Source organism: Nonomuraea solani, assembly GCF_900108335.1.
GTDB classification, from domain to species: Bacteria; Actinomycetota; Actinomycetes; order Streptosporangiales; family Streptosporangiaceae; genus Nonomuraea; species Nonomuraea solani.
In genome coordinates this window covers 20,604-34,894 of the sequence record NZ_FNVT01000049.1, presented here as the reverse complement: position 1 = coordinate 34,894, position 14,291 = coordinate 20,604, and the positions used below count along the sequence as shown (strand labels likewise).

Below are 14,291 nucleotides of genomic sequence, written 5' to 3'. Positions count from 1 at the left end.
CAGCCGCGCCAGCCCATGGCTGTGCCGGCCCACGGGCAGCGCCAGCGCCTCGTCGGCGGGGTATTGGTTGCGCCGGCCCGGCGCTCGCAGCGCGCAGCGGCGCACCATCACCGTGCCCACCACGGTGGCCAGCAGCCGGTGGTGTCCCTTCTCCAGCCGCCCGGGCGGATGTGCGGCCGTCAGGCGGGCCTCCTCCCGGTCCGCGCGCAGGTCCAGATGATCCTGCAGCAGCTGCCGCACCGGCCGGCGGCCCCGCTGCTCACACCAGATCTCCAGCTCGGCGTGGGGCAGCCCGCCGGTGACCGGATCGGCCAGTTCGGCGAGCAGAAGATCGAATAATTTCCTCGAGGTTGCAAAGCAGTCAGCTCTGAGCGCAGTGTCGTACGGTGTCATCGGCTCTTCCTTGCCGGTCGATTCGACTTGGGTCGCACCTTCGAACCTCCGGCAAGTAAGAGCCCCTCGCCAACCACCACCACCGGCACATCACGGTGACGAGCCGGCACCGCCCCCGCCCCGTTGCCCGCTATCGGGTGATCTGCCGAGCAACCGGTTCGGTTAGGGCGAACAGCCCGGGCTCGTCCTGTCTCAGCCAGCCCCGCTCCACCAACCGCCGCAGCTTGCCCCGCAGACCCTCCACCGCCGCGGCCGACTCACCCCGCCCCAACGCCGCCGAGATCTTCCCCGCCCGCATCGCCCGCCCGGTATCGGCCAGCACCTCCAGCACATCCCGATACGCCCGCGGCAACACCGACGGCTCAAGGTCGGCACGCCAAGGCGGCACCGTCACCACACCCCGCCGCACCACCCCGGCCTCGCTGCCCAGACCGTTCTGCCCAGCATCGGCGGAGCCGGCATCCTCGCTTCCCACAACGGGATCGGCGGCGCCACGGCCCTGCCCGCTCAAGATCTCCTCCACCACCTCGGAGGCGATCAGCAGCCGAGACAGCCCCTCTTCCTCGGCCTCGAGCCGCGCCTGCACCTCGGCAAGGTGCCGGCCAAGCTCCTCAATCCGCTGGCGGGCTTCGGCTTGCCGCCGTGCCAGTTCCTCCAGTAACGACCCCATCGCCACCACCGCCTGCACCCACAGTAGAAGGCGGTTTCACGATCAAACAGCCAGGACAGCGAACGCCCAGCTCAGCCAGTCACTACAAAGGAGCTACACCCATCGCCGATGTGACAGGGAAGCAACCGTTCCCTGTCACATCCAAAGCTTCTCCCCTGATGTCCTCCAGCGCGGTGTACCACCTGCCCGAGCGCCGCGTGCCTCCTGAACTGCTCGACGCCCCCAATCAGCGAGCGCGACAGCCCCACCGCGTTGCTATGTCCCAGTCCGCCCGAGCCTACGGCGGGGTCAACACCGCCGACCTGTCCGAGGTTTTCCGCTTCCCCTCGCGCTGTCACGCAAGGTGCCGTTAGGCAGAATTTCGGAGCGGATACCCGGGGTGATCACGGCGATTAGAACAATCCAGTGGCCGCTTCACCGTTTCCAGCCTTACCCGACCGCTGGGCCCGCGCGCGTAGTTCGTCGCGCAGATACACCGGTCCGCTGAACCCGTCCGCGCGGCTGACAAGAAACCGCTCGGTAACCTGGTTCCGGGCCGGAACTGTGCGGCAGCGCTGGAACTCCAGGTCGGCCGCGAGCTCGGGGACCAGGTCGTCGAGCTGCGCGTTCAAGTGGGTGTATTTCTCTCTGCCCAGTTCCTCAGCCCGCTCGCACGCGGTGCGGATCGCTCTCCACGCGGGCCAGTCCACGTCGGCCGCCTGGATAATGGCCTCGGCTATCGGCCGCCGAGCGGCCACTCCCTTGGCAGCCCGGAAGCTGGGGTTGGCCAGCAGCGCCTCGACCAGCTCGGCACGCTGCGCCTGCTCCTGTTCGCGGAGCTCATCATCGTCCTCATTTTCGTAGGTTTCGCGAGCGTAGGTCGCGCGCATGGCCTCCGCTGCCGCGAGTTCCCGCCACTCGGCGTACCAGGGCGTACGGTCCTGCCAAACGTGCACGATGCCGTTCGCGGCGAACGCAACATCCATCTGACCGATCTGCCCCGTGTGCTTGGCCAAGTGGGCGGGTGCGTCTGCTACCCGGTTCTCATCGTCAGCGGGGGCGAACGGAGAGGCTTGCAGGTAGAGCAAGCCGCCTCCGTGCTGGCGGGCGGTGTCTAGGAAGGTCGCCAGGTCAAGCGTGTCTGGACCGAGGCGGACCTCGTGTCCGAGGTCAGTGTCGGGGATGGCTGGCACCAGCGTCATCGCTGCCTGCTCCGCGAACTTCCTGACCGTCGCGGCGGGCTTGGAAAGGTCTTCCATGAGCACCACCGTAACTATGCGAACCGACAAAATTTCGGAGCGTGACAACCTGGCAAGGCCGTAGAGCAACCCTTCGCAATCTACCCGGGCCTGAAGTTGAGACGCCGGCCACGCTTAGTGAGCATCAGCACGGCCAACAGATCGGATGACGTGCACCGGTGCGGCTGCGACACCTCGGAAGGGGCCTACGGGTCGCCCCGGTAACTCAGCCGCCGCCAATCTCGGCCAAGCATCGTTCGCAAAGACCCGCGATCACCTCGAGGAAAAGAATCGTAATCTCAGTTCTATCGCTCGAGCCACCCGACCAGAAGGATCTTTCGCGCAAGACAAATGCGACAGACCAACACAAAATTGAATGGTCAAGGGTGGGCTATTGACCGGCGGTTGCTCGGTGGTTGCTCTTCGGCCATGGGCACGCCTGAACACCGGTCGGCATTTTCGGGCATTTTGAAAGCGGCAGAACTGGGCAGAACGATACAATGGAATACGTTGAGGCAGGGTCCGGCATAAAAGCTTCGGTCTTTTAATCCGTAGGTTCCGGGTTCGAGCCCCGGGCGCCCTACCACTCCATACCCCATCCGACCTGCACTTTCTCGCTTCTCGACGGTCGTCTGCGAGGCGCAGATGGCCGAGTTCATGCTCGTCACATGCTCTTCGGCACGCGTCCGGCACATCGGCAGGCCGATGGCGAGGGCGAATTGTGGTGGTTTCCGATGCCGAGTATCGGCCGCCACAGACCGGACTGTAAAGCCAGACCCGCACGACGCCCAAGAGAAGGGCCGGATAGGAGCGTTCGCGGGCGGGACACGCCCGACTTGATCGCAGACCCGTCCAAGCACTGGTCAAGCCGTCTTCGGTCAGATCACATGCTTTCACGAGCGACGTCAATACCCATGGATCAAGATCTTTAGGCGGCTGCAGGCCGCTCCTCGCCAGCCGTAGGTACTTGAGGCGCTCAATGAGCTTGCGCGGGGCTGTACGGTTTTCGGCTCTGGCGCACTTTCGGTGGTGACGGACAGTGGTTAACCGAGCAGGATGCGATGGAGGAGCGCGAAGCCGGCTCGCCCGTACATCTGCCTTTTGATCATTCCCGGCAGCAACGTCCCCCGGACATCGCCACGCAGCCCGCCCACGACGTGACCGACCTCAACGACCTGCGATCCATCCGCCGAAAACCCGTCGTTGCAGGCACGATAAACGAATACCGCCACGCCGCGTAACCGCAGCTCAGACCACGTAACTCAATATTCGAACGGCACACCCTCTACCCGCTACAGCGTCATCCCCTGACGTTGCCGTCAAAAGCCAGAAGCCCCGCCGGAAATCACTTCGGCGGAGCCTCCGCGCATAACACTTTACTTATTTCGAGGATGGTCAGAGCTATTCCGGCAAGATTTTCCGAATCACCGAATTAGCCGCCAATCCGGGAATCTCTGAAGTCAGATAATAATGCACCTCGCGGAGAAAGTCAGAGAAAGCACTCGCGAGCTCCTCACGCTCGACAGCAACCCGCCAGGGATGTTTTGAAGAGGTCACGGCAATGAGATCGCCATCGCAACGCAGACGGATAACCTCTTCGCTCTCCGTGAAGCCAAACGCCACATCTTCTCCTGACAAGAGACGCCTCTTCGCGTGAGAAAGCGAAAGGGCCAGATCAACGAGTGTCACAAATCTTCTCTTCGAGATGACCTCCACGCCGTCTATGACCATCTCGACATTAACGCCGAAGTACTTGTAGCGAAGGTCAATCTCCGGAAGATCCACAGGATCGCCCTGTTTAGCCCTTTCCCAGGTCCTCAGCCAGGGCGAGTCCGACTCCGGAAGAGAGAAGGAAAGATGAATCATGTTCCTCCTTGCAGAAGGCTCTCGCACTTAGCCTGGATCCACGGCGTGAAACTCGAGGCGAGAGCCGCGAAATGAAGTGAGGTGCCCTCCGAGCTGGGAGGATGGGAGTTCTCTACGCTCCATCGCCCCGCTGCAAAGGACACCTCATAAGTTGAGATTCTCCCATGCCGCCAGCCGTACCCAGGCGATCTTCGATGACGAGCATGTGATCTCCTACGCGGGGCTGGCTCCGGCGCTGCGACTGGCCGAGCGGTGCGGGCTGGAGCGGCTGGTCGGCGAGCACGTGGCGCTGGGCGCGGCCGAGGGGGTCAACGCGCCGGCGAAGGTGGTCTCGATCGTGGCCGGGATGGCCTGCGGTGCTGACAGCATTGACGACCTGGACCTGCTGCGGCACGGCGGGATGGACAAGATGTTCACCGGGATCCGTGCCCCGTCCACCCTGGGATCGTTTGTGCGCGTATTCACGTGGGGCAACGTGCGCCAGCTCGACAAGGTCGCGCGCCAGATGCTGGCGGCGCTGGCCGCCTGCACCCCGCTGCTGCCCGGCAAGGACGTGCTGGCGTTCTTGGATATCGACTCGATGCAGCGGCGCACCTACGGGTATGCCAAGCAGGGCTCCGGCTTCGGACATACCAAGATCCAGGGAAAGAGTGTCCTGGTCAGGGGGCTGAACGCGTTGACCGTCACCTTGTCCACGCCGCTGTCGGCTCCGGTGGTGGCCGCCAGCCGGTTGCGTGGTGGCACGGCCGGGTCGGCCCCGCGGTGCCGCCTCGGCGGTCCGCGAGTCCATCGGCACCGCCCGTCAAGCGGGCTGCACCGGCACCCTCATCCTGCGCGGTGACAGCGCGTTCTACAACGCCGGCGTCATCGCTGCCTGCCGTGACAACGACACCCGCTTCTCGGTCACCGCCAAACTCGACCCCAGGGTCAAAGCCGCGATCGCCGCCATCGATGAGGACGCCTGGACCCCCATCAAGTACCCGCGGGCGATCTTCGATGAGCAGGCCGGTAGCTGGGTCTCCGATGCGCAGGTCGCCGAGATCGGCTACACCGCCTTCACCACGAAGAAGGGCAAGGCCGCCGGCGCCCGGCTGATCGTGCGCCGCGTCAAAATGCGCAACGAGCAGGCGGGGTGTGGTCAAGACGAACTGTTCCCGGCCTGGCGCTACTACCCGATCTTCACCGACAGCCCCTATACCCTCATCCAGGCCGAGGCGCACCATCGTGACCACGCGGTGCAGGAGCAGGTCAACGCCGACTTGATCAACGGGCCGCTCGCGCACATGCCCTCGGGCGCGTTCACCACGAACGCCGCGTGGCTCACGCTGACGGCCATCACCCACAACCTGCTGCGCGGCTTGGGCTCTCTGGCCTCGGCCTTCCATGCCAAAGCACGCGGCGCGACCCTGCGCCGCCACTTCATCGTCGTGTCCGCCCGCCTGGCCCGGCACGGCCCGGCCGACGGGCGCGGCCACCTCACCCTGCACCTACCCCAGCGATGGCGCTGGCAGCCCGCCTGGACCGGCGCCTTCACCGCCACCCACGATCCACCCGCCTTCGCCGCGGCCTGACCAGCCGAAAATCCAGGTCACATAACGTCGACTACCTCCACGGTCACCCGCGCCCAGGCGCACCCCGAGCCCCCGAACGCACCCGGACAAGCCGCGACCCGAGCACGGCGACCCTTCCACGCCCGAAAACAGCCCCTTCACCTGCGGAACCGGTCCTCGTGGAGGAATTGGACCAGAAAACGATCAGACGAAATCACGCCGTGGATTCAGGCTTAGAACGGGAAGGCGGTCACAACTTTGCCCTCATTCACGATCACGCGGATTTTATTCAAATTTCCGCTCCCATTTTCCGGACCAGCTTTGCCGACCGTAGCACCGAAATCCCATTCGTAGATCTTCCCAGGTCGCGGGTCGCCAGTGACCGGATCTGGCGTGTTCGGCTTGGGAGTGCCGCGATTGATGGTGTCAATAATCCTCTGACGGACCTTGTTCTCTTTACCAGTGAGGATACTCGCCTCGTCGTCGACCAGTGCACCACCGGGTCGATGGCGGTCCAGAATATGCTGCCAGTCCCCATTATCCAGCGCTGACTTGCCACAAATTCTGTTCGAATTATGGACGAGTACCGAAGTTGCTCCGGCCAGGACGTAGTACGTGTGGAGGTCATCGACCGTCAGGTTGTGCACCCGTTGGACCGTCGTCCATGCCTTGACTGCGGTGATCTGGACGTAGGCGCCCGCAGACGTTCGCAGCCATGTCCCGGACCTCAGTTGCCCGGCATCCACCCACTCTCGGAGGGCAGGTACCCAGAAGGGGTGGTTGTCTGTAGCGGTGACCGTGCTGGTGGCGGTTCCTTGGCTACCATCGGTGTCCACAGTGATTTCGACGAGGTCTTTCTTGCCCTGTCCTGTGATCAAAGCCGTTACGGACCTGACTGCCGTGCGGCCTGTCGTGGGGTCGCTTGCGACTACGCGATCGCCGATCTTGATGTCTTCGATGGCCTTGGTGCTGCCGTCGGCCATCAGCACTTTGGTGCCGGGAACGAAGCTGTTGCCCTCGTCACACGAGCTGGAGGTCGGAGACCCCGGGTCTCCGTACAAATCGGTCGCTTCGTCGGGATCGACCGCAAAGGCGCCATCTTTGCATAGCCCGGTAAACTGCAAGGATTCATCGCAGTTGATGATGTTATCGGCGCTAGGGTCGCCCACACCCTCGGGCGTCGCGAGGGAGGCGTCGTCCACCGGGATGGCATCTGGGTTGGCACACGGCTGCCAAGGAACAGTACATCCGTCGATAGATGAGTGCTTCTTCAAAAGATCTGCTATGGCCTTGGCCAGTGCTTCAAAAGCACCCTTTCCATCCGTCTTACATTTGCTCGCAGGCTTGCAGTCCTTTGCTGGTTCCTTGCACTTGCTCGCAGGATTGCAGCCCTTCGGCGGCGGCGTCTTGCACCTACTCGCAGGATTGCAGCCCTTCGGCGGCGGCGTCTTGCACCTACTCGCAGGATTGCAGCCCTTCGGCGGCGGCGTCTTGCACCTACTCGCGGGCTTGCAGTCCTTTGGTGGGGGCGGCTCATGCGGTTTCGGATTCGATGGGTGGGGCAACGTAGTTTCGATCCTCTCCAGCGGGGGATCGAGGTATACCTTTTTCGGCGAGGTTTGTTGCACAAGCGCGATCGCAAAGATGAGTAGATTGGTCTTCACGAAAGCATTGCCGGCTGTTTTCCAGATTTTTCCTGGCCCCGGTGTTTTTGCGGGCTCTTGTTTGGGGGTCGGCGGCGTGGGGTTGGTCTTGGGCGTGGGGTTCGTCTTGGGCTTGGGCGGCGCCACGTACGGTTTGGGCGGAGAATATCCCTTTGGGTGTGTCTCGTTGGGCGCCACCATCACGGCTGTGCCATTGCCGGCTTCCATCATCAGGACGTGGCCGGTGGGGTCGGTGGCGACGAGCGGGTTGCCGTTTACGTAGGTGTATCGGTTGGCTTGGATGGACGGCGTGGGTGACAGCGTCCAGGTGTCGCGGGAGGTGAAGGTGCCGGTGCCGGGCTGGTACCAGCGGGCGTGCATGTTGACGTTGCCGGTGTCGGGGTCGGTGTATTCGCTCTGGTAGCCGAGCGCTGGTTTGGTGCCGCTCTGGGCGGTGACTTCGCCGAAGGGGTTGTAGCTGGTGGTGCTGGATAGGGCGGTACCGGTGAAGGTGCCGACCAGGTCGTGGTGGAGGTCGGTCAGGGCGCCGGTGGCGGGGTTGCCGCCTTCCTTGACGCTGACCAGGCCACCGACGGGGTCGCGGCCGTAACTGGATTGCACGGCACCGCCGGCGTTGGTGATGGCGATGATGTCGTTGCCGAGGCCGGCGTAGACGAACCGCTCCTGGTTGCCGGCTTTTTGGCGGGTGAGCATGCGGTCGAAGGCGTCGTAGGTGTAGGTGGCGTCGCCGTCGTTGATGAGCCGGTCGAAGGCGTCGAAGGTGAGGTTGCGGGTGTTGCCGTTCTTGGTCTGGCCGGCCAGGGTGCCGCGGGGGGTGTAGGTGTAGGTGCTGCCGTCGCCTGCGGTGAGGCGGTTGCGTTCGTCGTAGGTGTAGGTCTTGTCGCCGGCTTTGGTGCGGTTGCCGGCGGCGTCCCACGCGTAGGCGGTGGTGGTGCCGTCGGGTCCGGTCCAGGAGGTGAGGCGGCCGGCGTGGTCGTAGCCGTAGGTGTTGGTGCCGGCGCCGGCGAGCCCTTCGGTGGCCTTGGAGGTGAGGTTGTCGTCTTTGTCCCAGCCGTAGGTGATCTTGGCGAGTTGGCCGCCGCTGCTGCCGGTCAGCGTATGGGTTTTGGCCCGGTCGAGGGCGTCGTAGGTGTAGGTCTGGGTGTTGGCCGGGTTGGCCGAGGTGATGGTTTTGAGCCGGTCGGCGCCGTCGTAGGCGTAGGTGTTGGTGCGGCCGCTGACCGGGTCGGTGACGGTCTTGAGCCGGCTGTCGGCGTCCCAGGTGTAGGTGGTGGTGCCGGTGACGTCGATGCGCTGGGTGGGGTTGCCGAGCGCGTCGTAGGCGAACGCGGTGCCGGTCCCGGTCGGCGGGGTGAGCTTGGTCAGCAGGCTGCGGTCGTTGTACTCCAGTTGCTGGTCGCTCACGGTGGTGGGGCGGTCGGCCAGGTCGTAGCCGTAGGTCTTGTCGCCGGCGACGATGCCGGCCCCGGAGCCGCTGATCTTGGTGAGGCGGTTGAGGTTGTCGTACTGCTTGTCGTGGCGGACGCCGCCGGGCTGCAGGAGCGCGGTCTCGTTACCGGCCGCGTCGTAGACGTGCGTCCAGGTGCGGTCGGCCGGGTTGGGGTGCGCGCTGGTGGCCGGCTCGGTGAGCGTTTCGATCAGGCCGAGGGTGTTGTAGCCGGTCCAGGTGGCGTTGCCGCGGCCGTCGGTGAGGCGGGTTTGGGCGCCGGTGGCGTCATAGCCGAACCTGGTGGTGATCGATTCACTGGCGGAGACGGGCTCGATGAGTTCGGTCAGCAGGTTGGTGGCGTCGTAACTGCGGCGGGTGATGTGGCCTTCGCCGGAGGTGGAGCGGGTGGGATTGCCGGCCGCGTCGTAGCCCAGGCCGACGGTGCGTACGGTGGCGCCGGTGTCGTCCAGGCTCTTCACACCGGTAAGGCGGCCGGCCAGGTCGTATTCGCCGATGGTGGCGTTGCCGATCGCGACGTTCGTGGTCTTGGCGGGCCGGCCGGCCAGGTCGTAGGTGTAGGTGGTGATGTCACGCGCCGGGTCGGTGACGGTCTCGACCTGTCCAGCGGCGTTGAGCTCATAGTCGGTGATCTTGTCGCCCGGCAGCACTTCCTTGGTCAGGTAGCCGGCGTCGTTGTAGTACAGCTTGGTGGTGTAGGCCGCGTTGGCAGGCTTACGTTCGAGCACGGTTTGGGTGATCTGCCGGCCCAGGTCGTCGTAGGTGGCCTGGGCGCGGGCGCCGGTCGGATCGATGGTCGCCAGCGTCTCGCCGGCCAGGTCGTGCTCCGCAATCCATTGCCCGGCAGGCTGCCCCGGCGCTGCGGGCGGGTCGGTCACTCGGACCAGGTTGCCAAGTGCGTCATATTCGCCCGTGGTGATCTGTCCGCGCGCGTCGGTGAGCTTGGTCGGGCGTCCCGCCGCGTCGTAGGCGTAGGCCATCTTGGGAGTGACCTGGGTGCCGCCGGGCGGCGTGTACGGCATGGCGGTCAGCGAGGTACGGCGGCCCATCCGGTCGAAGCCGGTGGTGGACAGGCGACCTTCCGGATCGACGACGTGGGTTTCCCAGCCTGCACTGTTGTAGCCGATCCGGGTCGTGGGACGGCCTTGTCCGGCGGCCCCGGCCTTTTCGATCGTGACGCTGGGCACCTTGATCTCGATGAGGCGGCCGAACGCGTCGTAGCGGCTGGTGGTGGTGTAGTCGGCGGCGCTGGCCCCGTCGGCGGTGCCGCGCGGATCGGTGACGGCGGTGGTCAGGCCCCGGTCGTCGACCGTCCAGGTGGTGGTGAGGTCGTCATCGCCGTTTTCCACCGTCTGGCGGGTCAAGATACCGACGGCGTTGTAGGCGTAGGTGACGCTCTCTTCACGCGTGCCGCCCGCCGCGCCGGTACGCGTCTCTTTGGTGACCTGGTCGTTGGCGTCATAGGCGAAGACGGTCTTGCGCTTGAGATTGCCGGGATCCAACGTGGCCGAGGTGAGCCTGCTGGCGGCGTCGTAGACATAGTCGGTCGCGGTGAACCCTTCGCCGGACACTCGCTTGGTGAGATTGCCCGCCCGGTCGTAGGTGCTGGCCTGGAGGGTGACGTTCTTGGGAGTGGCCGAGTCGTTCAGTTTGACGCCCTCACCGATCACCTTCGACAGCCGACCATCGGCGTAGTAGGTGAAGGACGTCTTGCGGCCCATCGAATCCAGGGAGGCCGCGAGGCGACCGGCCGGGTCGTAGGAGAACGACTCCAGGACGATGTCCTTGGCCGGTTGCGGGCTGACCGGGCTGCCGGTCCAGTTCTTCAGCGTCGTCGCCGCGTGTTCCCAGCGTTCGGTGTAGGCGTAGCCGAAGACCGAGCCCAGTTGGTTGGTGACCGTCGCTTGCAGGCCGAGCCGGTTCCAGGTGGTGCGGACCACGCCGCCCTCGGGATCGGTGGCGCTCTCCTGATGCCCGTAGGCGTCATAGGTGTAGGTGGTGGTCCGCGCCGGGTCGCCGCCGGTCAGGTCGGTGACGGTTGCGGTGAGTGTGTTGCCGTCCGGGTCGTAGGTGTAACCGGCCTTCGCGGTGTGGGTGACACTGGTGATCTCGTTCTTCACCCCTGCAGAAGTCTGGGTGGCGAGCCTGTTGAGGTTGTCGTAGGTGAAGGTGGTCTTCACCCCGCCGGGCTCCGCGTCCGAGATCTGGGTCTGCGTCGTGACCCGGCCCAGCGTGTCGTGCTCGTATGTGGTGGCCAGCCCGGCCGGGTCGCTCTGTTCGGCCAGGTCTCCGGCGGCGTTGTAGCCGAACGTCGTCACGTTGTTTTTGGCGTCGGTGCGCGTCTTGACCAGGCCTGCCGGGGTGGTTCCGCCGCCGACGGCCGGCTCGCTGCCGTCGGTATAGGCCACGCTGTTGGAGCGTCCGTTGGGGAAATCGAGCGTGGCCGGGGTGGTCTGCTTGATCTCCTCGCCGTATTGGTTGTACTCGGCCGTGGTGGCGTAGGTGTTGTCGGTGGGCGAAGAGGAGCGGCCGTCCCGGACGGTGTGCAGCAGGTCGTTGCGCGGGTCGAAGTCGTCGTCCTTGTTGACGTGGTAGGCGCCCCAGGATCGGGTCGCGACCGAGTCGCCCTGCCGGAAACAGGTGTAGGGGTTGTCGTAGTCCTCGGCGGCCGATTGCGCTGCAGGCAGCGGCGTACAGGTGGCCGTGGCCAGCATGTTTCCGCGCCCGTCGTGACTGGTGTTCGTGACGTCACCGTTGGGAGCGGTCACTTCCTGCAGATAGCCCGCGCTGTCATACAGCACGCTGGTCTTCTGCGCTTTCTGGTCGGTCCAGGACTTGAGGCGGTTTCCGCGCCAGGCGTCGTATTGATAGCTCAGCGTCCCGCCTTGAGGGTCGCTGTAGGAGATCGTCGCGATGCCGGTCTTGGGGTCGATGGGGCTCGGCGTGGTGAGTTTCCAGGTGCCGCCGTGCTGGTCGGTGTGGGTCAGCAGGCGGTCTTTGGCCGGGTCGTAGGTGTTGTCCGCCCATACCCGGCCGGACGGCAGCGTGATCTTCGCGAGCGCGTGAGGTGCAGCGGCGCGGGCGGCGTAGTGCGCTGTGCTCTGCCCGGCGCTCAGCGCCTGGTCGTAGACGGCGACCTCGTCGATCTGGCCGGCGAACCCCCAGGCGGTGAGCCCGGCACCAGAGTTCGGCGGCTTGGCGGCCGGCCAGCCGGTCTTGGTGATGCCGTCGCCGATGCTGGCATAGCCCAGCCAGTTGTGGTCGATGGTGCCGGTCAGCGTCCCAACCGCGACACCATCCAGGTACAGCGTCTGTGTGTTGCCGGAGCCGGCCAGCACGACGTGATGCCACTGGCCGTTGGTGACCGAGGCGGCCGAGGTGATCGGATCGATGCGCGGCGCGCCGCCTGCATCAAGGATCCGGAACTGGCCGCGCAGTTTGCCGTCGGTGCCGACGTACAGCAGTGGGCTGCCGCCGTCGTCCCGCTCCGTCATGACGGGCTCTTTGGGAGCGGCGTAGGCGAGCATGCCCGAGGTGCTGGTCTTGAACCACAGCTCCAGCGACAGCTGATCGGCCAGGCGCGCCAGAGCGTGGTCGGGCAGCCGCACCCGGGAGGTTCCAGAGAAGGAGGCAGCGGTGTTGGCGGTGCCGACCAGCGCACCCGGCTGCTCCAGACTCACCTCCTTATAGGTGGCCTCGCCGGCGCCCCAGCCCCAGCTTTCCGCCTTGGTGGTCGGCTCCGGCTCACAATCGCGCGGGCACGTTGTCGGCTGCGCCGTGGGGTCAGGCGTGGGAGTGGGGGTGGGCTTGACGGCCGGTTCGTCCAGCCGCCAGTACCCCACCGGCTCGTCGTCCTCGACCACGCCCCGATACGGCGAGCCCGTGCCGTAGTCGTAGCGGGTGCAGTTCGGCGCCGCCTCGGCCTGGCAGACACTGATCAGCTTGTCGCCGTCGTAGCCGTAGGTCCACGTCAATGACCTGCCGTTGACCGGGTCGGTGGCCACGCCGGTCACGTGCGCGCCGGTCCAGGTGAAGGTGAGTGAGCGGCCGCCGACTCCGGTGATCTTGTCCAGCTTGCCGTCGGTGCCGTAGGTGAGGTCCTGGGCGCGGCCCCGGTTGTCGGTGATCTTCGCCAGTCTGCCCTGGGCGGAGAAGTGATAGACCGTCGAGGTCTTATCCCTCAGCTTCCAGCCGCCACCTGACACCTCGGCCAGCGCCGCGTACATGCCCGAAGGCGCCTGGAACGTGCCATCGCCCTTCGGCGCAAAGCGCAACCGCTTCCCATCCGGATAGGTCACCAGCAACGACCCGCCCGGCTCGGCAACGACCTTCATGTCGTACCGGGTCGACCAGCCCACGCCGAACAACCCGTCTCGGCGGGCGTCCAGGCTGTTGTAGGAACGCACCACCGACAGATCCGGCCCCACCGTGGCCACCGAAGCATCCACCGCCGTGCTGGTGTAGTTACCCGACGACGGGCCGAAATCCTGGCCGTTCTGGCTCCCTGCGGCCAACTGCGCACCGACGGTGGGCTGGCGTGCGGCCGTGACCAGCACCCGATACCCCGACGTGACCGAGCCGCCGGCCGCCGCAGTGACCTGCACCTGCCACGCATACGTGGTGCCCCACTTCAGGCTGCCAGCCGGGACCTTCCACGCGTTCACCCCGGCCGGCAGCGTGCCGGACGTGATCGGCCGAGTCCCGCCACACCAGGTACTCGGATCGGAGGCGCTCTCCTCCCCCTCCGGACTGGCGCACAGACTGAACAGATACGTGTACGGCGCCGTCCCATCCGTCGCGTGGGCCACCAGCGTCGGCGTCAGCGACCCCGCCTGCGCACCGTTCAACGGCCACATATCCGCCACCACCGGCGACGCGGCGGCATCCAGTGCCTCGGCACGGGCGACACCCGAGGCGAGCGCCTCGCCATCGTCACCACTCGGGCTCGGCGCACTCCGAGGATCCTGATCCCGGACGGCGTTGTCGGCGGCTGCCGAACCCTTCGGCACTTCCATATCTGAGGCTGTGCCCGACGACGGCGTGGCCGTCGTGACCGAGGCCGGCACAAGTGACGCCAATCCCTTGAAGGACCCCAAAGTCTGACGAGGAACCTCGCCGCTGCCTTGCGCCACGGCGGTGACGTCCACAGGCGTCGCAGCCGCGAACGCAACGGCAACCGGCTGTGGTGCCATCTGCAGCAAGCCTGGCGTCAATACCGTCAGCAGCACCGCGGTCATGCCGGTCATCGAACGAGGTGTACGAGCCCATGACAAAAACCGGCGCACGCGCCATCACGCTCCGAACCAACGAGGGGCGGCCCAAGGCGGCGCCGAACGTCACTCCACCCCCGCCCGAGGCCGTAACAGGCACCTCGACTCCGGCAGCTCGGAGCATGTCATCAAACGGGCAAAGCGTAACTTTCGTAAGATCAAGCAGCAAGAGCGATTTTTGCTATCAAACGGACACGGATCGCAACGTACCGGA

Annotated in this window: 7 protein-coding genes and 1 pseudogene; 3 read left to right on the top strand and 5 right to left on the bottom strand. The window is 65.6% G+C overall.

Going from position 1 to position 14,291, the window contains the following annotated elements:
- From C4V41_RS59580 to C4V41_RS59570, 3 genes and pseudogenes are all read right to left on the bottom strand, one after another.
- Nucleotides 1-291: pseudogene (locus C4V41_RS59580) on the bottom strand (ISKra4 family transposase); the annotation flags it as partial.
- 232 nt (nucleotides 292-523) lie between these two features.
- Nucleotides 524-1,081 carry a hypothetical protein gene (locus C4V41_RS59575; protein WP_103964868.1) on the bottom strand — a complete coding sequence of 186 codons (558 nt, stop codon included), beginning with the start codon at nucleotides 1,079-1,081 and terminating at the stop codon, nucleotides 524-526.
- Nucleotides 1,082-1,455: 374 nt separating this feature from the next.
- Entirely contained in the window at nucleotides 1,456-2,301 is an 846-nt protein-coding gene (locus C4V41_RS59570; RefSeq protein ID WP_146104279.1) for a hypothetical protein, read from the bottom strand.
- Nucleotides 2,302-3,341: 1,040 nt separating this feature from the next.
- On the opposite strand from C4V41_RS59570, the gene C4V41_RS61535 reads away from it, so the two are divergent.
- Complete coding sequence (locus C4V41_RS61535; protein WP_146104278.1) at nucleotides 3,342-3,521, top strand: hypothetical protein; 180 nt, start codon at nucleotides 3,342-3,344, stop codon at nucleotides 3,519-3,521.
- 160 nt (nucleotides 3,522-3,681) lie between these two features.
- Here C4V41_RS61535 and C4V41_RS59560 read toward each other — a convergent pair whose 3' ends face one another.
- Nucleotides 3,682-4,146 (bottom strand): hypothetical protein, encoded by a 465-nt coding sequence (locus C4V41_RS59560; protein WP_103964865.1) that lies wholly within the window; start codon nucleotides 4,144-4,146, stop codon nucleotides 3,682-3,684.
- A gap of 151 nt (nucleotides 4,147-4,297) precedes the next feature.
- On the opposite strand from C4V41_RS59560, the gene C4V41_RS63820 reads away from it, so the two are divergent.
- Together C4V41_RS63820 and C4V41_RS63815 are read left to right on the top strand one after the other, a co-directional pair.
- Complete coding sequence (locus tag C4V41_RS63820; protein WP_200825040.1) at nucleotides 4,298-4,987, top strand: hypothetical protein; 690 nt, start codon at nucleotides 4,298-4,300, stop codon at nucleotides 4,985-4,987.
- On the top strand, nucleotides 4,884-5,717 hold the full coding sequence (locus C4V41_RS63815; protein WP_200825039.1) for a transposase: 834 nt from the start codon (nucleotides 4,884-4,886) through the stop codon (nucleotides 5,715-5,717). Before C4V41_RS63820 ends, C4V41_RS63815 begins: the two co-directional genes overlap by 104 nt.
- A 212-nt stretch (nucleotides 5,718-5,929) precedes the next feature.
- Here C4V41_RS63815 and C4V41_RS65735 read toward each other — a convergent pair whose 3' ends face one another.
- Entirely contained in the window at nucleotides 5,930-14,053 is an 8,124-nt protein-coding gene (locus C4V41_RS65735; RefSeq protein ID WP_103964864.1) for a polymorphic toxin-type HINT domain-containing protein, read from the bottom strand.
- Between the last annotated feature and the right edge of the window lie 238 nt (nucleotides 14,054-14,291).